Below are 20,048 nucleotides of genomic sequence, written 5' to 3'. Positions count from 1 at the left end.
ACACCCGCCCGCCGCGCGCCCCGGTTCGCGCCGCCGCCGCGCGCCGACCACAGTGGGCGGGTGCCGGAGGGGGACAGCGTCTACCGCGTGGCGCGCACGCTCGACACCCGCCTGCGCGGCACCACGGTGCGCAGCAGCGACCTGCGCGTGCCCCGGCACGCCACCGCGGACCTGTCCGGCGCGCGGGTGCTGGGCACCGTCCCGCGCGGCAAGCACCTGCTGACCCGCTTCGACCTGGCCGGCGAGGCGCTGACCCTGCACACGCACCTGCGCATGGACGGCTCGTGGACGGTGCTGGCCCCCGGCAAGGTGCTGCCGCGCCGGCTGGCCCCCGACGTGCGGGTGCTGCTGCGCACCGACGGGCCCACCGCCGCCGGGCTGAAGCTGGGCGTGGTGGAGCTGCTGCCCACCGACCGCGAGCACGACGCCGTCGGGCACCTGGGCCCGGACCTGCTGGACACCGCCCGCCCCGTCGACGAGGTCGTCGCCGAGGCGGTGCGCAACCTCGCGCGCGAGCCGGAGCGCCCGCTGGCCGCCGCGCTGCTGGACCAGCGCGTCCTGGCGGGGCTGGGCAACCTGTGGGTCAACGAGCTGTGCTTCCTGCGCGGGCACCTGCCCGAGACCCCCGTCGGCGAGGTCGACCTCGAACCCCTGGTGCGCCTGGCGGTGAAGCTGCTGCGCTTCTCGATCGCCGCGCACGGCGCGCACCAGGTCACCACCGGCGACACCCGCCCGGGCCGCTCGCACTGGGTGTACGGGCGCGCCGGGCAGCCGTGCCTGCGCTGCGGCACGCCGGTGCAGGTGCGCGCGGAGGTGCCCGGCGACGCCGAGCAGCGCCGCACCTGGTGGTGCCCGCACTGCCAGCGCTGAGCGGCCCGGGCGGGGGTGGCCGGCCCGGGGGCGCCGGCCCGGGGTCGCCGGTGAACCCCGCGTGGCCCGTCCGTGGCGGGCGCGTGGACCTGCGGGCGCGGGGTGTGAACTCCCGGTGAGCGTTCGGCGGCGCCCGCGGCGCGCGCGCCCGGGCGCGCCGGGCGCGGCCTAGCGTCGGTGCCGCCCGCAACCCCCGTCCCCGGAGGACAGGTCGTGACCAGCACCGCCCGCCGGCCCCTCGTGGTCGCCCACCGCGGGTACTCCGCGGTCGCCCCGGAGAACACCCTCGCCGCGTTCGAGGCGGCCCTGCGCGCCGGCGCGGACCTGCTCGAGCTGGACGTGCACCTGGACGCCGCCGGCGTGCCGGTGGTCCTGCACGACGGCAACCTCGAGCGCACCACGGACGTCACCGGTCCCGTGGGCAGCGCGCCCGTGCAGCGGCTGCGCGAGGCCGACGCCGGCTCGTGGTTCTCCCCGGCGTTCGCCGGCCAGCGCGTGCCCACCCTGGCCGCCGTCGCCGAGCTGACCGCCCGCCACGGCGGCGCCGGGCTGCTCGTGGAGCTCAAGGGCGGCTGGTCCACCGCCGGCGCCGCGCGCGTGGCCGACGTGGTGCGCGCGGCCGGCCTGGGCGCCGCCAGCGTCCTGCAGAGCTTCGAGCGCGCCACCGTCGCCGCGCTGCGCGACGCCGCCCCGGACCTGCGCCGCGCGCTGCTCGTGCTGCACCCGGGCGAGGACCTCACCGGCGCCGAGCTGACCGCCCGCTACGTCGAGGCGATGCGCGACCCGTTCACCGCGCTGTGCTCCGCACCCGGCCAGGCGCGCGCGCGGGCGGAGGAGGCGCGCGCGGAGCTGGGCGTGGTGGCGTGCAACCCGTTCGCCGGCGCGGTCGCCGCCCGCCCCGAGGTCGTCGCGGAGTACCACGCCGCGGGCGTGGCCACGCACCCGTGGACCGTGGACGACCCGGTGCTGTGGGCGGAGCTGGTGCGCGCGGGCGTGGACGGCATCATCACCAACGACCCGGCGCGGCTGCGCGGCTGGCTCGACGCGCGCGCCGAGGGGCCCACCGCCCAGGACGTCCCGCCGCTGGAGCGCGCCGAGCTGGTGCGCCGGGCGCTGCCGGCGCCGCGCCGCGGGCGCCGGCTCGTGGCCGGCTGAGGCGCCGCGCGGTTCAGCTCCCGGGGACGGCCAGCGGGGCGGGGTCGCCGAACTCGACCGCGCCGTCCTCGCCGACGCGGGCGCGCAGCACGCTGCCGTAGCCCTCCTCGGCGAGCCGGTCGAGGAGGGGCTGCATGCGCTTGACCTGCTTGACCAGCGCCACGCGGTAGCCCTGCTCGGCCATCTGGCGCTGGCGGCGTACGAGGTCGCCGGCGGGCGCGTCGGCGGGGTGCACCAGCGCCACCGCGCGCGAGCGGTCCACCTCCAGCTGCAGGTGGTCCACGATGCGCTCGAACCCGATGGAGAAACCGCACGCGGGCACCTCGCGGCCGCTGAAGCGCCCGACCATGCCGTCGTAGCGGCCGCCGCCGGCGATGGAGGAGCCCGAGCCCTCCAGCGCCATCTCGAAGATGGGGCCGGTGTAGTAGCCCATGCCGCGCACGAGGCTGACGTCGAAGACCACCGGCAGCTCCGGGGCCGACAGCGCCAGCGCGGCGCCGATCGCGCCCAGGCGCTCGACGGCCTCCGCGGGCACCGCGTCGGGCAGCGCCGCGGCCAGCGCGGCCGGCTCGGCCAGGGTGGTGATCGGCAGCAGCCGGTGCAGCGCGGACTCCAGCGCCTCGACCTGCCCGGCGCCGAACCCCTTGCCGCGCAGCTCCTCCATCACCCCGTCCAGGCCGACCTTGTCGGCCTTGTCGACGGTGATCAGGACGCTGCCGTGGTCGGCCTCGTCGAAGCCGCAGCCGGTGAGCAGGCCGGTGAGCACCCGGCGGTCGTTGATGCGCAGCGTGGTGCCGGCCAGGCCCAGGCGGCTGAGCGCGGTGTGGGTGGCGGTGACCAGCTCCACCTCGGCGGTGCTGCCGGCCTCGCCGACGACGTCGATGTCGCACTGCACGAACTGCCGGTAGCGGCCCTTCTGCGGGCGCTCGGCGCGCCAGACCGGGCCGATCTGCAGCAGGCGCGCGGGGCTGCGCAGCGCGGCGGCGTTGGTGGCGACGTAGCGCGAGAGCGGCACCGTCAGGTCGAAGCGCAGGCCGAGGTCGGCGGCCTCGGCGGGCTTGAGCGGCTCGTCCGGGTCCAGGCCGCGGCGCAGGACCTTGAAGAGCATCTTCTCGTTCTCGCCGCCCTGCCCGGACTCCAGGCGGGACAGCTCCTCCAGCGCCGGGGTCTCGACCTCGTCGAAGCCGAACGAGCGGTAGACCTCGCGGATGACCCGCAGCGCGTGCTCCCGGCGGGCCTTCTCGGCGGGGAGCACGTCGCGCATGCCGCGCGCGGGGACGACCTTGGGTGCCACGGGGGCGATGCTAGTCGTCCGCCGCGCGTGCCCCGGGTCCGGCGGCCCGCCCGCTCACGCCGAGCGGCGCCGCGAGCGGAAGGCGCTGACGGCGTTGCGGTTGCCGCAGGCGGTGGAGCAGAACCGCTTGGAGCGGTTGCGCGAGAGGTCCACGACGACGCCCCCGCAGGTGGGGTCCGCGCACACGCCGAGGCGGTCGACCTCGTCGGCGCGCACGACGTCCAGGACGGCCATGGCGGTCTCGACGACGATCCGCACGGCCAGCGGGGCGTCGTCGCCGACGGCGTGCACGTGCCAGTCCTGCCCGTCGTGGCGCACCAGGCGGGGGGTGGCGCGCTCGCGGGCGAGCAGCTCGTTGACGAGCTGCGCGGCCCCGTCGCGGTCGCGGGTCATCAGGTCGCGCAGGACGGGGCGCACCGCGCGCACGGCCTCCAGCTCGGCCTCGTCGCCGTCGAGGCGGCCGCTGTAGCCGAACCGAGCGGAGAACTCCTCCAGCTCGTCCACCCCGGCCAGGGCGTCGGGCTCGCCGAGGCCGTTGACGAGTTCGGCGGCGGCCAGCAGCGCCTGCGAGGTGTCATGGGTGAAAACCACGTTGACACCTTACACCCGCGCCCCTACCGTCGCGCCGTGCCCACCTCCGCACCGCGCCCGGCCAGCGGGCTCGCCCTCGCCCTGCTCTCCGCGCTCAGCTTCGCCCTGTCCGGGCCGCTGGCGCGCGGGCTGCTCGACACCGGCTGGAACCCCGGCGCCGTGGTGACCGCCCGCATCGCCGTCGCCGCCGTCGTCGTCGCCCCGCTGGGGGCGCTCGCGCTGCGCGGGCGCCGGCACCTGCTGCGGCGCAACGCCCTGCTCATCACCGCGTACGGCGTCCTGGCCGTGGCCGGCGCGCAGTTCTGCTACTTCTCCGCCGTGCAGCGCCTGCAGGTGGGACCGGCGCTGCTCATCGAGTACACCGCCCCCGCCGCGGTCGTGCTGTGGCTGTGGCTGCGGCGCGGGCAGCGCCCCGGGCCGCTCACGCTCGTGGGCGCCGCGATCGCCGCGCTGGGCCTCGTCGCCGTCCTCGACCCGTTCTCCGGCGCCCGCCTCGACGTGGTCGGCGTGCTGTGGGCGCTGGGCGCGATGGTGGGCGCCGCCTCCTACTTCGTGCTCTCCGCCGACGAGGGCGGCGGGCTGCCGCCGCTGGCCCTGGCCGGCGGCGGCCTGCTCGTGGCCGCGGTCCTGCTCGGCGCCCTGGGCGCCGCCGGCGCGCTGCCGGTGCGCACCGGCACCGGTGACGCCCTCTACGGCGGGCACGCCGTGGCGTGGCCCTGGCCGCTCCTCGCGCTGGGGGTGGTGACGGCGGCCCTGGCCTACGTCGCCGGCATCGGTGCCGGGCGGCGCCTCGGCTCGCGCCTGGCCTCGTTCGTGGCGCTGCTGGAGGTCGTCTTCGCGGTGGTCTTCGCCGCGCTGCTGCTCGACGAGCTGCCCCGCACCGTCCAGCTCCTGGGCGGGGCGGCGGTCCTGGCCGGCGTCGTCGTGGTGAAGGCGGGGGAGGGGGCGTGCGCACCGCGTCCCCCTCCCCGGGCGCCGGCCCCGTGCCGGTGGGCACGACGCCGGGCGCCACGCCCTGACGCCCGGCGCGGGACCGGCTCAGGCGCCGGTGCCGGTGTCGCCGCCGCCGGCGTCGTCGCGCGCGACGAGGGCCTCGAGGGTGGCGCGCGCGCCGTGCTCGTGCAGCGAGGCGAGCGCGGCCGTGTACTCGGCGACGAACCGCTCGTCGTCGACCAGGTCGCCGAACAGGGAGCGGTCGGCGAGGAACGCGGTGGGCTCGGCGCGGTTGCGCTGCGCCGTGGCCGTCAGGCGCTCGGCGAGGCGGTCGACGACCTCGATGGGCTCGCCCTGCTCGTCGACGCCCTCGGCGTAGCGCGCCCAGCTGGCCACCACCGCCGCGGAGCGGTGCACCTCACCGCCCGAGGCGAGCTGGTGGCGCACCACCGGCAGCAGCCACTTGGGGATGCGGTCGGAGCTCTCCGCGCACAGGCGCGCCACCGTGTCGCGCACCTCCCCGTTGGAGAACCGGCGGATCAGCTCGTGGCGGTACTCGTCGAGGTCGATGCCCGGCACCGGCGGCAGCGTGGGGGTGCCCTCGCGCTCCATGTAGCCCAGCAGGAACCGCGCGAACAGCGGGTCCTGCGCGGCCTCGTGCACGAGGCGGTACCCGGCCAGGTGGGCGAAGTAGCACAGCCCCTGGTGGCCGGCGTTGAGCAGGCGCAGCTTCATCAGCTCGTACGGCTCGACGTCCTCGACGACCTGCACGCCGGCCTGCTCCAGCGGCGGGCGCCCGTCGACGAAGTCGTCCTCGAGCACCCACTGCGCGAACGGCTCGCACACCACCGGCCAGGCGTCCTCGACGCCGTAGCGCTCGCGCACCTCGGCGCGGTCGGCGTCGGTGGTGCCCGGGGTGATGCGGTCGACCATGGAGTTCGGGAAGCGCACGTTCTCCTCCACCCAGGCGCCCAGCTCGGGGTCCTTCGCGCGCGCGAAGGCGGTGAACGCCCGGCGCGCGACGTGCCCGTTGCCCTGCACGTTGTCGCAGGACATCACGGTGAACGGGCGCAGGCCCCGCTCGCGGCGCCGGCGCAGCGCCTCGGTGATCAGCCCGAAGCTGGTGCGCGCCGGCCCGCCGGCCAGGTCCGCGGTCACCTCGGGGGTGTCCAGCAGGAACTCGCCGGTGACCGCGTCGATGTTGTAGCCGCCCTCGGTGACGGTGAGGGAGACCACGCGGATGCGCGGGTCGGTCATCACCTCCACCGCCCGCTCGGGGTCCTCCGGCGCGAGGGTGAAGTCCAGGACCGAGCCGACGACGCGGGCCTCGCGGCTGCCGTCGGGGTGCTTCAGGACCAGGGTGTACAAGCCCCCCTGGGCGTCCATGACCTGCTTCATCCGCGCGTCGTGCGGCAGCACGCCGATGCCGCGCACGCCCCAGTCCAGCGCGAGCCCGGCCTCCATGAGCCGGTCCAGGTACATCGCCTGGTGGGCGCGGTGGAACCCGCCCACGCCCAGGTGCACGATGCCGGGGGTGAGCGACGCGCGGTCGTAGGAGGGCACCGGCAGCCTGCCGGCGATCGCGGCCAGGTTCTGCGGCGACAGCGGGGTGGCGGTGGTCGTGGACGTCACTTCACGGCTCCCAGGGACAGGCCCTGGACCAGCTTGTCCTGGGCGGCGAAGCCGGCGACGAGCACCGGCAGGGAGATGACGGTGGCGGCGGCGCACAGCTGGGCGAGGAAGAGGCCCTGGCTGGTGACGAAGCCGGTGAGGAAGACGGGCGAGGTGCCGGCGACCACGGCGGTGAGGGTGCGCGCCAGCAGCAGCTCGTTCCAGCTGAAGATGAAGCAGATCAGCGCGGTGGCCGCGATGCCCGGCAGGGCCACCGGCGCCACGACCGAGCGCAGGATGCGCACGAGCCCGGCGCCGTCGATGGCGGCGGCCTCGAGCATCTCCACGGGCACCTCGGCCAGGAACGAGCGCATCATCCACACCGCGATGGGCAGGTTCATCGAGGTGTACAGCAGCGTCAGGTACGTGATGTTGTCCAGCAGCCCGGCGTAGCGGGCGAACAGGTACAGCGGCAGGACGGCGGCCACGACGGGCATGAACTTCGTGGACAGGAAGAAGAACATCACGTCGGTCCACTTGCGCACCGGCTTGATCGACAGGGCGTAGGCGGCCGGGATCGCCAGCACCAGCACCAGGGCGGTGGAGACGACCGACGCCGACAGCGAGTTGATCAGCGGCGGCCACGGGCCGGCGGCGAAGAAGCTGCGGTAGCCGTCCAGGGTGAGGCCGGCCGCGATGGACGGCGGGTTGGTGGCCGCGTCGGTCTCCGAGTGCAGCGAGGTCAGGACCATCCACAGCACCGGGGCCACGAAGAGCAGCCCGACGACCCAGGCCAGCAGGCCCCACGCGGGGTTGCTGCGGCTCATGGAGCGGGCGCGCTTCTCGCGGCGGCTGACGGCGACGGCGGGGCGGCCGGGGGCCGCGGTGCCGGCGGGGGCGGCTGCGGTGCTCATCGCGCGTTCTCCTCCTTGAACATGGTCGAGACGACCCGCAGCGCGAAGGTCGCGATGACGATCGTGGCGATGACGACGACGACGCCCATCGCCGAGGCCAGGCCGTAGTTCCCGGCCTGGAAGAACGTCTGGTAGATCGTGTACGGCAGGTTCGCGGTGCCCAGCGAGCCCGAGGTGATGGTGAACACCGCGTCGAAGTTCTGCACGATGTAGATCGAGCCCAGCAGGGCGCCCAGCTCCAGGTACTGGCGCAGGTGCGGCAGCGTCAGGTAGCGGAAGACCTGCCAGGCGTTGGCGCCGTCCATGCGCGCGGCCTCCTCGGCGTCGGCGGGCTTGGACTGCAGCCCCGCCAGCAGGATGAGCATCATGAACGGCGTCCACTGCCAGATCAGCGCCGCCTCGATGGCGATCTTCGGCGCCTGCGTCAGCCACTCCGGCTGCGGGGGGCTGTCGCTGCCGAAGAGCTGCCACACCCACGTCAGCACGCCGTTGAAGAGGCCGTACGACGGGTTGAACAGCGCGTGCTTCCACAGCAGGGCGGCGGCGATCGGCACGACGAGGAACGGGGCGATCATCATGGTCCGCACCGCGCCGCGGCCGGCGAACCTGCGGTCCAGCAGCAGCGCGATGAGCAGCCCCAGGACCAGGCTGACGACCACCACGGTGACCGTGAGCACGACGGTGTTCCACACCGACGAGCGCAGCGACGCGTTGGTGAAGACCTCGACGTAGTTGTCGACCCCCGCGAAGCCGCGGTCGCGCGGGCGCAGGGAGTTCCAGTCCATGAACGAGATGACGATCGTCGCGACGAACGGCAGCTGGGTGCAGATGATCGTGAACACCAGCGCCGGCATCAGCGGTGCCCGGCGGGCCCAGTCGGCCGCGCGGCGGGCCCCGGCCACCTGGGAGGGGGCCGGCGGGCGGGCGGCGCTCCCGCTCGGCGTGGTGCTCGGGGTGTGGGTTCCCGTGCTCATCGGTGTGCTCCTGGGCGAGTCGTGGAGGTCGGTGCCCGGCGAGGGGGCGCCGCCCCGCCCGGGCGGGCGGGGCGGCGCGGGAGGTCACTCCTGGTAGACCTGCGTCACCTGCTGCTCGGCCACCTGCTGACCGCGCTCGAGCGCGTCCTGCACGGTGGTCTGCCCGGCGATCGCGGAGCTGACGTACTACGAGACCTCCGTGGCCATCGCGGCGAACTCCGGGATGGCGACGAACTGGATGCCGGGGGCGGGCCGGGGCTGCACGCCCGGGTCGTTGGGGTCGGCGGCGTTGATGGCCTCCTGCGTGGCCTGGTAGAAGGGCCCGGCCTGCGCCTGGTAGTCGGGGTTCTCGTAGGTGCTGGTGCGCTTGCCGGCGGGCACGCGCGGCCAGCCCAGCTCCGCGCCCACCAGCTCCTCGTAGCCCTGGCTGGAGGCCCAGGAGATGAACTCCCAGGCGTCGTCCTTGTTCTGCGAGGCCTCCTGGACGCCCCAGGCCCACGAGTACAGCCAGCCCGAGGAGTCCGTCTCGACGACCGGGGCCTGCGCGTAGCCGATCTTGCCTGCCACCGGCGAGCCCTCCGCCTCCAGCGAGCCGGCCGCGGAGGTGGCGTCGTACCACATGGCCACGTTGCCCTGGGTCATGTTGTTCAGGCACTCGGTGAAGCCGGCCTGCGGGGCGCCGGCCTCGCCGTGGGTGCGCACCAGGTCCACGTAGAACTGCGTCGCCTCGGTGAACTCGGGGGAGTTCACCTGCGCGTTCCAGTCCTCGTCGAACCAGGTGCCGCCGAAGGTGTTGACCACGGTGGTCAGCGGGGCGAAGACCTGGCCCCAGCCGGGCTGGCCGCGCAGGCAGATGCCGCGCATGCCCGGCTGGACGTTGTCGACGCGGGCGGCCAGGTCGGCCACCTCCTGCCACGTCGGGTTGGCCGGCACGGTCAGGCCCGCCTGCTCGAAGACGTCGCGCCGGTACATCAGGAACGAGGACTCGCCGTAGAACGGCTCGGCGTACACGGAGCCGTCCGCGCCGGTCAGCCCGGCCGCGATCGGCTCGAGGATGTCGTCCTGGTCGAACTCGGTGTCCTCGGAGACGTAGTCGTCCAGCGACGCCAGCCAGCCGTTCTCCGAGTAGAACGGCACCTCGTAGTTGGAGATCGAGGCGACGTCGTACTGGCCGGCCTGGCTGGTGAACTCCTGGGTGATGCGGTCGCGCACGTCGTTCTCCGGCAGGACGGTGAAGTTCACCGTGATGCCGGTCTCGGCGGTGAAGTGCTCCTCGGTCAGGCTCTGCAGGTCCACCATCTGCGGGTTGTTGACCATGATGACGTTGATGCTGCGGTCACCGCCGTCCTCACCCCCGCCGCCGGCGCCCCCACCGCCCCCGCCGCCGCCGGCTCCCGAGCAGCCGGCCACCAGCAGCGCTCCGCTCAGCGCCGCCGCCAGTGCCGACCGCCGCGTGTGACGTCCGCCCATCGTGCCCTCCGTGTCCTCGTCGACAACTCCCGGCCGGCTCCGGGTGCGGGCCGGCGGTGGGTACCCCTTCGCGCTCATATGAGCGGTGCAGCCTCAATTGTGCGATAGTGGCGCTCCGAGCTCACGCCTGTCAACCGGCGGGTACGGTCCCCGGGGGTGGGGCGGACGGCGAGGAGGGGCACATGGCGAGAGCCCTGGCGCGGGGGGTGAGCGCGAGCGGGCTGGCGCTGGCCGCCGACGTCGCCCGCCGCTTCCACCTCGAGGGGCGCACCAAGGTCGACATCGCCGAGGACCTCGGCATCAGCAGGTTCAAGGTGGCCCGGCTGCTCGCCGCCGCCCAGGAGGCCGGGCTGGTGCAGATCCGCGTCCTGGTGCCGCCCTCGCTCGACGGCGAGCTGGGCGAGGTGCTGCGCGCCCGCTTCGGGCTGCGCGCCGCCTACGTCCTGCGCGCCGAGGGCGAGTCCGTGCCCGCCCAGCGCCGCGTCGTCGCCCAGTTCACCGCCGGGCTGCTGGAGGAGACCGTCCTGCCCGAGGACGTCGTGGGCCTGGCCTGGGGCCGCACGGTCTCGGCGCTGGTCTCGGCGCTGTCCGCGCCGCTGCGCTCGCGGTTCGTCCAGCTCGCCGGGGCGCTGCCGCGCCCGGACGTCGAGGGCAGCGCCGTGGACCTCGTGCGCCGCGCGGCCGAGGCGACCGCCTCGACCGCGGCGACGTTCTACGCCCCGCTGGCGGTCCCCGAGGCCGCCACCGCCGACAGCCTGCGCTGCCAGCCCGAGATCGCGCGCGCGCTGGCCGAGCTGGACACCCTCACCCGCGCCGTCGTCTCCATCGGCGCCTGGCTGCCCGGGGAGTCCACCGCGCTGGACTCCCTGGACGCCGGCACCGGCGAGCGCCTGACGCGCGCCGGTGTCGTCGCCGAGATCACCGGCGTGCTGCTGGGCGCCGACGGCGCCGAGGTCCCCGGTCTGGCCGACCGCGTCGTCGGCGTCACCGGCGAGCAGCTGCGCCGCACCGGCGAGGTGGTGGCCATGTCCACCGGGGCGGCGGGCGTGCGCGCGCCGGCCACCACCGCCGTGCTGCGCAGCGGCCTGGTCTCCACGCTCGTCACCCACGCCGAGCTGGCGCGCGAGGTGCTGCGCCTGGCGTGAGCGCCGTGCCCGGCCGGCACCTGCCACCATGCCCGCGTGGCCCCCGACGAGCAGAGCCCCGCCCGGCCGCGCGTGCGCGTCGTGCACCTGAGCGAGCCGGTCTTCGCCGCCCTGGCCGAGGGCGACCTCGCGGCGGCCGAGGCGGCCAGCCCCGTGCCGCTGGGCCCGGCCTTCGTCGACCCCTCCTGGCGGGGGGTGTGGCGGATCCGGCGCGACCAGGTGCGCGAGGACCCCACCAGCGCCGGGTGGGTCACCGGCGTCGTCTGGGACGAGGACCGGCGCCTGGCCGTCGGGCGGGCGGGGTACCACGGTCCCCCGGACGCCACCGGCACGGTGGAGGTCGGCTACGCCGTCGACCCCGCGCAGCGCCGCCGCGGCTACGCGCGCGCCGCGCTGGAGGCGCTGCTGCGCCGCGCGGCCGAGGAGCCGGGCGTGCGCACCGTGCGCGTGAGCATCTCCCCGGACAACACCGCCTCGTGGAACCTGGCCTCGCAGTACGGCTTCGTGCGGGTGGGGGAGCAGTGGGACGAGGAGGACGGCCTGGAGGTCGTCCACGAGGTCGACGCCGCCCGCGGGGCGCGGCTCGGCTGAGCGCGCCGGCCGGTCCCGCGGGGCCGGCCGGCGCGGCGGCTCAGAACCCGACGACCTCGTGCGGCTCGTAGGGCGCCTCCAGCTCGGCGACCTCCTCGTCGCTCAGCTCCAGCTCCAGCGCCGCCAGGGCGTCGTCGAGGTGGTGCGGCTTGGTCGCGCCGACGATCGGGGCGACCACGACGGGGTTGCGCGCCACCCACGCCAGCGCCACCTGCGCGCGCGGCACCCCGCGCCGCTCGGCCACGCGCGCCACCGCCTCGACGATCCGCTCGTCGGAGTCGCGGTACAGCGTCTTGCCGAACTCGTCCTTCTCGGAGCGGTTCGTCGCCGCGTCCCAGTCGCGGGTCAGCTTGCCGCGCGCCAGCGGGCTCCAGGGGATGACCCCGACGCCCTCGTCCGCGCACAGCGGCAGCATCTCGCGCTCCTCCTCGCGGTAGAGGAGGTTGTAGTGGTCCTGCATGCTGACGAAGCGGGCCCAGCCGTTGACGTCCTGCAGGTGCAGGGCCTTGGCGAACTGCCACGCCCACATCGAGGAGGCGCCCAGGTAGCGCACCTTGCCGGCGCGCACCACGTCGTCCAGCGCCTCCAGCGTCTCCTCGACCGGCGTCGTGGGGTCCCAGCGGTGGATCTGGTAGAGGTCGACGTGGTCGGTGCCCAGGCGGCGCAGGGAGTTGTCGATCTCGGTGAGGACCGCCTGGCGCGACAGGCCCGCGCCGTTGGGGCCCGGGCGCATGCGCCCGTGCACCTTCGTGGCCACGACGACCTCCTCGCGCGGCACGTGCTTGAGCAGCGCTTCGCCGAGGATCTCCTCGCTGGAGCCGTTGGAGTAGACGTTGGCGGTGTCGAAGAAGTTCACCCCCGCGTCGAAGGCGCGGCGCAGGAAGGGCGCGCTCTCCTCCTGCGGCAGCGTCCAGGGGTGCCCGCCGCGCTCGGGGTCGCCGTAGCTCATGCAGCCCAGGCAGAGGCGCGAGACCTCCAGGCCGGTGGATCCGAGCTTCACGTAGTCCATGCGCCGATCCTGCCCCCGCACGTCCCGGCGCGCCCTTCGCCGTGGGCGAACCCGGAATTGAGCGAGTCCCGCTCAGGTTGGGTGAGTCGAAGGCGCTCGACCCGGGCGCCGTGGACAGTCCAGGAGGACAGCCGTGAACACCCTCTCCGTGTGGGACCGCCGCACCCCGTTCGAGGCGGCCTTCGACGCGCAGTTCGACAGCTTCGTGCGCCGCGCCTTCGGCCCGCTCGCCCCGGCGGGCACCGTGGGCACCGCGCGCACCGCGGGCTTCGTGCCCACCGCCGAGGTCGTCCGCGACGGTGACGACGCCCTGGTGCGCCTCGAGCTGCCCGGCGTGGCCCTCGAGGACGTCGCCGTGGAGGTCGACGGCGACCGCCTCGTCGTGCGCGGCGAGCGCAAGGACTCCCGCACCGACGCCCAGCGCGGCCGCAGCGAGGTCCGCTACGGCAGCTTCCGCCGCTCCTTCGCCCTGCCGGCGCACGTGGGCGCCGACGCGGTGAGCGCGGCCTACGAGGCCGGCGTGCTCACCGTGCGCGTCGCCGGTGCGCACACCACCGCGCAGCCGACCCGCATCGCCGTGGCCACCGCGGCCCCGCAGGCCGTCGAGGCCGGCGAGCAGCAGGCCGAGCGGTCCGCCCAGCAGTCCGCCGAGCAGGGCGAGCAGCAGGGCGAGTGACCCCCGGGCCCCCGCGACCGTGCCCCGTGCACGGCCGCGGGGGCCGTCCCGTCCCCGGTGGACGTGGCCTCCTCAGGTGCCCAGCGCCACGGAGCTGTGCAGCAGCGCGGCGTGCACGAACGCCTGGGGCAGGTTCCCGCGCAGCTGGCGCTGGGAGACGTCCCACTCCTCCGCCAGCAGCGCCGCCGGCCCGCACGCGGCCCGGTTGCGCTCGAAGAACCGGAACGCCTCCACCTCCTGCCCGTCGGCGTGCAGCGCCTCGGCCAGCAGGAACCCGCACAGCAGGAACGCGCCCTCGGTCGAGCCCAGCGGCATCGAGTCGGGGGAGTAGCGGTACACGTAGTGGTCGTCGACGAGGTCGCGCCGCACCGCCGCCAGGGTGGCGCGCTGGCGCGGGTCGTCCAGCGGCGTCGCGCCGTGCAGCGCCGGGCGCAGCAGCGCCGCGTCCACGCCCGGCTGGCCCGGGCTGCGCTGCCAGCGCCCCTCGTCCGGGTGCAGGCACCGCCGCGAGGTCTCCGCGAGCACCGCGTCCGCCAGGGTGGCCGCGCGCACCGCGCTCGCCGGGGGGCACACCGCCGCGACGCGGCGCAGCCCCGCCACGCACTCCAGGCGCGAGTGCGCCCACCAGTCCGCCTGCAGCTCCCAGATGCCCGCCTCGGGCTCGCGCCAGCGCCGCTCGATCGCGGAGACGGCCACCTCCACGGCGCGCCAGCCGTCGGCGTCCAGGCGCTCGTGCTCGATCGCGGCGGCCAGCAGCTGCAGCACGGTGCCGAACACGTCGAGCTGGAACTGGTCGCGCACGTGGTTGCCGGCCACGTCCCACCCGCCCGGGTAGCCGGGCAGCCCGGTGCCGCGCTCGTCGGGCACCTGGCGCCCGTGCACGGTGTACGCCGGGCGCAGCGCCGGGCCGTCGGCGAGCACCCGCTGCACCACGAACGCCACGAGCGTGTCGAAGAGCGGGTACGGGCCGCCGCACGCGGCCATCGCCAGCCCCGCGTAGCACTGGTCGCGCACCCACGCGTAGCGGTAGTCGTAGCTGCGGCCGTTCTCGGCGTGCTCGGGCAGCGACATCGTCGCCGCCGCCACCATCCCGCCGGAGTCCGAGGTCAGCCCGCGCACCACCGCGTAGGAGTGCCGCGCCTCCGCCGGCGCCACCGAGTGCGCGATGTCCGGCACCGCCGAGCGCCAGGTGTGCAGCGTGGACGTCCAGGCGTGCTCGGGGTCCACCGGGGCGGGCAGGGCCTCGTCGGAGACCTCCAGCACGAGGTCGTGCCGCCCGCCGGCGGGCACCCGCAGCCGGCCGGTGAGCACCCCGTCGTCGACGTCGGCGTCGGCCAGCCCCGACAGGCGCACGTGGAGCCCGTCCGTGCGCGCCGTCCAGCGGCCGTCGTCGCCGCGGCGCAGCCCGCGCAGCGCGCGGGTGCCGAAGCGGGCGCGCAGGTCCAGCACCACCTCCACCTCCGCGTCGCCCTCCGCGGCGCGCACCTGCCGCAGCAGCACGGCCCGGTGCGGGTCGCTGGGCATCGCCATCGCGTCGCGGCACTCGATCGTGCCGTCGCCGCGGCTGGTCCAGCGGTGGCGGAAGACGAGCGTGCCCTCCTCGTAGTGCCCGCCCCACACGAAGGGGTGCGTGGGGGTGACGGCGAAGACGCCGCGCCCGCCCAGCAGCGAGGCCAGCACCGCGTCGTCGTGCCAGTCCGGCGCGCACATCCACGCCACGGCCCCGCGCGGGCCCACCACCGCCCCGCGCGCGCCGTCGGCCACGAGCGCGTAGTCGCGCAGCACCTGCGGCGGGAAGCGGTCCGCCAGCTCCTGCGGCGTCACGCGCCCGGCGCCCGCGCGCCGGTGGTCAGCAGCAGCTTGCCCACGTGCGCGGAGGACTCCAGCACCTCGTGCGCGCGCGCGGCGTCGCCCAGCGCGAAGCGCTCGTGCACCACCGGGCGCACCGCGCCGTCGGCCACCAGCGGCCACACGTGGTCGCGCACGCCGGCGACCACGGCGGCCTTCTCCGCCGCCGGGCGCGCCCGCAGCGTCGTGGCGTGCACCGAGGCGCGCTTGGCCAGCAGCACCCCCAGGTCCAGCTCGGCGCGCGCGCCGCCCTGCACGCCGATGACGACCAGCCGCCCGCCGGTGGCCAGCACGTCGACGTTGCGCGCCAGGTACGGCCCGCCGACCACGTCGAGGACGACGTCGGCGCCGGCCGGCTCGAACGCGCGCACGGCCGCGACGAAGTCCTCGCGGTGGTAGTCCACGCCCAGCTGCGCGCCCAGCCGCTCGCACGCCGCCAGCTTGGCCGGCGAGCCGGCCGTCACCGCCACCCGCGCGCCCACCGCGCGCGCCAGCTGCACCGCCATCGTGCCGATGCCGCTGGAGCCGCCGTGCACGAGCAGCAGCTCGCCCGGGCGCAGCCCGGCCAGGGTGAAGACGTTGGACCACACCGTCGCGGACACCTCCGGCAGCGCCGCGGCGTCCACCACGTCCACGCCCGCGGGCACCGGCAGCAGCTGCCCGGCCGGCACCGCGACCAGCTCCGCGTACCCGCCGCCGCCCAGCAGGGCGCACACCGGCTCGCCCACCGCCCAGCCGGCCACGCCCTCGCCCAGGGCCTGCACCCAGCCGGAGACCTCCAGGCCCGGGTGCTCGGGCGCGCCCGGCGGGGCGGGGTAGCGGCCCTGCCGCTGCATGACGTCGGCGCGGTTGACGCCCGCGGCGGCCACCCGCACGAGCACCTCGCCCGGGCCCGGCCGCGGGTCCGGCAGCTCCACCTCGCGCAGGACCCGCGGGCCCCCCGGCTCCTCCACGACCACGGCGCGCACGCGGCGACACTACGTGCCGGGCGCGCCGCCCGCCCCCGGACCGCCGGCCAGCAGCGCGCGGGCCCGGGCGAGGTCCTCGGGCACGTCCACGTCGAGGTGCTCGCGCTCGCCGACGGGCACCTGCACCACCCGCGCGCCGTGCCCGAGCAGCTCGCGCACCGGGCGACCCGCCACCTGCGGCAGCGCCGCCAGCACGGCGCGCGCGTGCGCGCGCCGGTGCGCCGACAGCAGCGGCTGGCGGCGGCCCGAGGCGTCCACGCCCACCGCCGCGTCCGCGCCGCCGGCCAGCGCCGCCAGCAGCCGCGGCACCGCCGCCGCCGCGAACGGCTGGTCCCCGCCCAGCAGCACCACCGGCGCCTCGCGGTCCAGGCCCGGGAGCGGGGACGGGTGCGCGTCCAGCGCGGCCAGGCCCGCGGCGAAGGCGGCCAGCGGGCCGCCGCCGGGCGGGTCCTCGCGCACCGCCGGCACCCCCGCCACCGGCCGCGGGCCCACCAGCAGCACCGGCCAGCGCGGCACCAGCGCGGCCAGCAGGTGCCCGAGCACGTCCGTGCCGCCCAGCGCCGCGCCCAGCTTGTCCGCGCCCGCGGTGCGTGCGGCGAAGCGGGTGCCGCCGCCGCCGGCGAGCACGAGCACCACCCCCGCGGCGGCGCCCCCGCCCCCGGGTGCTGGAACGAGTCCCACCGTCCACCTCCAGTCGACACGCCGTGCAGCCGATGGGCCGTACGGGTGGCACGCACGTCCGGCCGCTCACGCCCGGGTCGGTGCGGCCCGATGCACTCCCCGACGTCCTGCTCGAGCACCGGTGAGCTCCCTCACCGCTCACCACCGCTTACGGAAGGTTGACATGCTGCGGAACCTGAGCATCAGAGCCAAGCTGCTCGCTCTCCTGGCCGTGCCGCTCGTCGCCCTGCTCGGGACGTCGACGGCGCTGAACCTGCGCATCGTCGCCGAGGGGCGCCAGACCGCCGCGCTGGCCGCCTACGCGCAGGACGCCGAGCTGGTCTCCGGGTCCCTGAGCACCCTGCAGCGCGAGCGGCTGCTCACGGCGCAGTGGCTGCTCGACGGCTTCCCGGGCACCAGGACGCAGCTGGAGCAGGTGCGCGAGGAGCAGGACCGCGCCAGCCGCGCCGCCTACGCCGCCGCCGCCGAGTCGGGCGTCAACATCACCGAGGGCGCCCCCGGCGCCGCCGTCTCCGCCCTGGGCGTCGTCGCCCAGCAGGAGCTGCCCGCCCTGCGCGCGGCCGTCGACGCCCGCCAGATCGGCGCCGGCGAGGCCGTCGCCCGCTACAGCGGCTTCACCGAGCGCTTCAGCGACGTGTCGCTGGCCATCGCCGCCGACGCCGCCGACCGCGACCTGGCCCTGCTGCTGCACAACTTCGGCGTCACCCAGCAGCTGGCCGACGCCGTCAGCCACCAGCAGGTGGCCGCGCTGCTCGTCGCCCGCGACGCCGACACCGCGCTCGCCCGCGAGCAGCTGACGCACGCCGTCGTGGAGGTCGAGGTCCACGACGAGCAGCTGCGCCTGTCGGAGAACGCCGAGGAGCTCGGCGAGCTCGACGAGGCGCTGGAGGCCAACGCCGCCTCCCGCGACGAGGTCGCCCGCACCGTCGCCGCCCTGACCGCCGGCGCCCCCGGCGCCGAGGTCGGCCTGGGCACCTTCACCACCGCCTCCGACGTGCTGGTGGAGCTGTACGGCGTCAAGGCCGCCGACTCCGCCCGCGAGCTGGCCGAGGAGGCCGGCGAGGCCGCCGACGCGGCCCGCACCGCCACGGTCGTCGGCACCGCCCTGCTCGTCGCCCTCGTCCTGGCCGTCGTCGCGATCGCCGTCCTGGTGGCCCGCAGCGTCACCGGCCGCCTCTCGCGCCTGGCGGTCGCCGCCGCCGAGGTGCGCGACGAGCTGCCCCGCATGGTCGAGCGCATGCAGACCCCCGGCGAGGGCCCCGGCGTGGAGTTCACCCCGCTGCCGGTGACCAGCACCGACGAGGTCGGCCGCGTCGCCCACGTCATCAACGACCTCAACGAGACGACGTTCCGCATCGCCGGCGAGCAGGCCGCCCTGCGCGCCTCCATCGCCGAGATGTTCATCAACGTCGCCCGCCGCGACCAGGCCCTGCTGGCCCGCCAGCTGTCCTTCCTGGACCAGCTGGAGCGCACCGAGGAGAACCCCGACACCCTCGAGGACCTCTTCACCCTCGACCACCTGGCCACCCGGATGCGGCGCAACGCCGAGTCCCTGCTCGTCCTGGCCGGCATCAACACCGGCCGCCGCCTGCGCCGCCCGCTGCCGCTGTCGGACGTCATCCGCACCGCCGCCGGCGAGATCGAGCACTACGGCCGCGTGGACCTGTCCCTGCAGGTGGACCCGCCGGTCGTGGGCCACCTGGCGCTGTCGCTGTCGCACCTGCTCGCCGAGCTGCTGGAGAACGCCACCAACTTCTCCGACCCCGGCACGCGCGTCGTCGTGGCCACCGTCGAGGGCCCGCGCGGCGTCGAGGTGACCATCACCGACACCGGCATCGGCATGGACGAGGAGGAGGTGCGCGCCGCCCGCGAGCGCATCACCGGCAGCCGCGCCAGCGAGTTCGTCGGCGCCCAGCGCCTGGGCTTCCACGTCGTCGGCCGCCTCGCCGGCCGCCTCGACCTGGACGTCGACTTCCGCTCCGCCGAGGGCGAGGGCACCACGGTCGTCCTGCAGCTGGGCCCCTCGGTGTTCACCCCCGGCAGCGTGGCGGCCGGGGAGCCCGAGCTGGCCCTGCACGACGCGGTCCCGTCCCTGCCGGCCGCCGAGCCGGCCGCCGAGCCGGCCGCCGAGCCGGCCGCCGCCGCGGCCCTGCCGGCCGCACCGGCCGCGCCCGCCGCGACCGCCGGGCCGTCCTCGATCGTGGCCAACCCGCTGGCCGCCGGCGGCCTCGGCGACGCGCTGTCGGCCACGCTGGAGGAGTCCGCGGCGCGCGCCGCGGCCGAGTCCGGCGTCGGCGCCACCGTGCCGGACACCACCCGCCCCGGCCGCACCCTGCCCACGCGCCGCAAGCCCACCCGCGGCGCCGGCGCCGAGGAGGAGCGCGCCGCCCGCAGCGCGGCCCCCGAGGCCGCGGCGGTGCCGGCGGCCGCGCCGGCCCCCGAGGCCGAGCCGACCTGGCAGCCGCCGGTCGTGCCGCCCGCGGCGGGCGCACCGGCCGCCATGCCCCGGCGCGAGCGCCGCGCCGAGGTCCCGGCCCCGCTGGCCGCGGCGCAGGACATCCTGCCGCGCGGGGGGCGCAAGCCCCGCGCCGTGCGCGAGTCCGCGACCCCGCCGAAGACCGCGGCGGAGGCCTTCTGGACCTCCCGCCGCCGCCCGGCGGAGCCCGCGGGCGGCGAGCAGGCCCCGGCCGCCCCGGCCGAGGAGCCGCAGGCCCAGCCGGTCCAGGTCTCCCCGGCCCAGCCGTCCGCGCCCGCCGAGCCCGCCCGCCCCGCCCCGGCGCTGCCGGTGCGCGGCGCGGCCGGCGCCCCCGTCGCCGCCCCGGCGCAGCCCGCGGCCGTCCCGGCCGAGGCCGTCCCGGCGCAGCCCGTGCCGGCGCAGCCCGCGCCGCGCACGGTCGGCGACACCCTGCGCCAGCGCAACGCGCTGGCCGCAGAGGCCCTCTCCGCCCTCACCGACGGCCAGGGCTTCACCCCGGCCGTGGGCACCGGTTCGGCGCCGCTGGTGCGCCGCCAGGCCGGTGCCACGCCGGCGGCGGCCAAGCCCGCCCCGGCCCGCCCGGCGGCCGCCCGCCAGCGCCGCGCCCCGGCCGACGTCCGCTCGATGCTCTCCGGCTTCCAGGCCGGGGTCTCGCGCGGGCGCGCCGAGGGCGACGCCCCGGGCACCGCGACCCCCGCCGGCGGTGCCGGTGAGGACGCCTGAGCTCCCCCGCGGCCCGGTCCCCCGGCCGCGGGGCGCGGACGGGGACCCGCCCGGGCGCCCCCCCCCCCCCCCCCCACCCCCCCCCCCCCCCCCCCCCCCCCGCCCGGTGGGGGCCCGGG

At 76.7% G+C, this 20,048-nt stretch carries 15 protein-coding genes and 2 pseudogenes; 7 read left to right on the top strand and 10 right to left on the bottom strand.

The genetic code is table 11. The features are described 5' to 3' along the window. Positions 1 to 60 precede the first annotated feature (60 nt). Entirely contained in the window at positions 61 to 870 is an 810-nt protein-coding gene (locus ACRYMN_RS17710) for a DNA-formamidopyrimidine glycosylase family protein (RefSeq protein ID WP_432497917.1), read from the top strand. Positions 871 to 1,083: 213 nt separating this feature from the next. Further along, positions 1,084 to 2,025 carry a glycerophosphodiester phosphodiesterase gene (locus ACRYMN_RS17705; protein WP_432497915.1) on the top strand — a complete coding sequence of 314 codons (942 nt, stop codon included), beginning with the start codon at positions 1,084 to 1,086 and terminating at the stop codon, positions 2,023 to 2,025. A 13-nt stretch (positions 2,026 to 2,038) separates the two neighbouring features. On the opposite strand, the gene hisS is transcribed toward ACRYMN_RS17705, so the two are convergent. Then, positions 2,039 to 3,319, bottom strand: coding sequence for a histidine--tRNA ligase (hisS, locus tag ACRYMN_RS17700; protein ID WP_432497913.1), 1,281 nt, complete (start codon positions 3,317 to 3,319; stop codon positions 2,039 to 2,041). A gap of 54 nt (positions 3,320 to 3,373) precedes the next feature. Continuing rightward, positions 3,374 to 3,910 carry a CGNR zinc finger domain-containing protein gene (locus ACRYMN_RS17695; RefSeq protein WP_432497910.1) on the bottom strand — a complete coding sequence of 179 codons (537 nt, stop codon included), beginning with the start codon at positions 3,908 to 3,910 and terminating at the stop codon, positions 3,374 to 3,376. Here ACRYMN_RS17695 and ACRYMN_RS17690 point away from each other — a divergent pair. Further along, a pseudogene (locus ACRYMN_RS17690) lies at positions 3,896 to 4,780 on the top strand (EamA family transporter); the annotation flags it as partial. The gene ACRYMN_RS17695 and the pseudogene ACRYMN_RS17690 overlap by 15 nt on opposite strands. Positions 4,781 to 4,948: 168 nt before the next feature. On the opposite strand, the gene ACRYMN_RS17685 reads toward ACRYMN_RS17690, so the two are convergent. From ACRYMN_RS17685 to ACRYMN_RS17670, 4 genes and pseudogenes are all read right to left on the bottom strand, one after another. After that, positions 4,949 to 6,475: a mannitol dehydrogenase family protein gene (locus tag ACRYMN_RS17685; protein WP_432497908.1), complete on the bottom strand. Its 1,527-nt coding sequence runs from the start codon at positions 6,473 to 6,475 to the stop codon at positions 4,949 to 4,951. Next, positions 6,472 to 7,368, bottom strand: a complete 897-nt coding sequence (locus tag ACRYMN_RS17680) for a carbohydrate ABC transporter permease (RefSeq protein ID WP_432497905.1) — start codon at positions 7,366 to 7,368, stop codon at positions 6,472 to 6,474. Before ACRYMN_RS17680 ends, ACRYMN_RS17685 begins: the two co-directional genes overlap by 4 nt. Beyond that, the gene (locus ACRYMN_RS17675; protein ID WP_432497902.1) at positions 7,365 to 8,342 is read right to left on the bottom strand and encodes a carbohydrate ABC transporter permease; all 978 of its coding nucleotides are present in this window, start codon (positions 8,340 to 8,342) and stop codon (positions 7,365 to 7,367) included. The genes ACRYMN_RS17680 and ACRYMN_RS17675 overlap by 4 nt, the downstream gene beginning before the upstream one ends. Positions 8,343 to 8,426: 84 nt before the next feature. Beyond that, positions 8,427 to 9,812 (bottom strand): annotated as a pseudogene (locus ACRYMN_RS17670) (ABC transporter substrate-binding protein). A gap of 182 nt (positions 9,813 to 9,994) precedes the next feature. On the opposite strand from ACRYMN_RS17670, the gene ACRYMN_RS17665 reads away from it, so the two are divergent. Together ACRYMN_RS17665 and ACRYMN_RS17660 are read left to right on the top strand one after the other, a co-directional pair. Beyond that, positions 9,995 to 10,957, top strand: coding sequence for a sugar-binding transcriptional regulator (locus ACRYMN_RS17665; RefSeq protein WP_432497900.1), 963 nt, complete (start codon positions 9,995 to 9,997; stop codon positions 10,955 to 10,957). Positions 10,958 to 11,029: 72 nt separating this feature from the next. Continuing rightward, a complete protein-coding gene (locus tag ACRYMN_RS17660; RefSeq protein ID WP_432497938.1) occupies positions 11,030 to 11,548 on the top strand; it encodes a GNAT family N-acetyltransferase in 519 nt (172 codons plus the stop codon). Positions 11,549 to 11,588: 40 nt separating this feature from the next. On the opposite strand, the gene ACRYMN_RS17655 is transcribed toward ACRYMN_RS17660, so the two are convergent. Beyond that, on the bottom strand, positions 11,589 to 12,557 hold the full coding sequence (locus tag ACRYMN_RS17655; protein ID WP_432497897.1) for an aldo/keto reductase: 969 nt from the start codon (positions 12,555 to 12,557) through the stop codon (positions 11,589 to 11,591). 133 nt (positions 12,558 to 12,690) lie between these two features. On the opposite strand from ACRYMN_RS17655, the gene ACRYMN_RS17650 reads away from it, so the two are divergent. Further along, the gene (locus ACRYMN_RS17650) at positions 12,691 to 13,233 is read left to right on the top strand and encodes an Hsp20/alpha crystallin family protein (RefSeq protein WP_432497894.1); all 543 of its coding nucleotides are present in this window, start codon (positions 12,691 to 12,693) and stop codon (positions 13,231 to 13,233) included. Between the two features lie 72 nt (positions 13,234 to 13,305). Here ACRYMN_RS17650 and ACRYMN_RS17645 read toward each other — a convergent pair whose 3' ends face one another. Genes ACRYMN_RS17645 through mobA form a run of 3 tightly spaced genes read right to left on the bottom strand, consistent with a single transcriptional unit; the run spans position 13,306 to position 16,730 of the window. Further along, complete coding sequence (locus tag ACRYMN_RS17645; protein WP_432497891.1) at positions 13,306 to 15,057, bottom strand: glycoside hydrolase family 15 protein; 1,752 nt, start codon at positions 15,055 to 15,057, stop codon at positions 13,306 to 13,308. Then, positions 15,054 to 16,049: an NAD(P)H-quinone oxidoreductase gene (locus ACRYMN_RS17640; RefSeq protein WP_432497888.1), complete on the bottom strand. Its 996-nt coding sequence runs from the start codon at positions 16,047 to 16,049 to the stop codon at positions 15,054 to 15,056. The genes ACRYMN_RS17645 and ACRYMN_RS17640 overlap by 4 nt, the downstream gene beginning before the upstream one ends. A 9-nt stretch (positions 16,050 to 16,058) precedes the next feature. Further along, positions 16,059 to 16,730 (bottom strand): molybdenum cofactor guanylyltransferase, encoded by a 672-nt coding sequence (gene mobA / locus ACRYMN_RS17635; RefSeq protein ID WP_432497886.1) that lies wholly within the window; start codon positions 16,728 to 16,730, stop codon positions 16,059 to 16,061. A 163-nt stretch (positions 16,731 to 16,893) separates the two neighbouring features. Here mobA and ACRYMN_RS17630 point away from each other — a divergent pair, with 163 nt between their 5' ends. Continuing rightward, positions 16,894 to 19,929, top strand: coding sequence for a sensor histidine kinase (locus ACRYMN_RS17630; protein ID WP_432497883.1), 3,036 nt, complete (start codon positions 16,894 to 16,896; stop codon positions 19,927 to 19,929). The last annotated feature ends 119 nt before the right edge of the window (positions 19,930 to 20,048 follow it).

The organism is Kineococcus gypseus, from assembly GCF_050871305.1.
In the GTDB taxonomy this organism is placed as follows: domain Bacteria; phylum Actinomycetota; class Actinomycetes; order Actinomycetales; family Kineococcaceae; genus Kineococcus; species Kineococcus gypseus.
The sequence above is the reverse complement of the archived record's forward strand: the minus strand, read 5'-3'. Positions and strand labels throughout refer to the sequence as shown.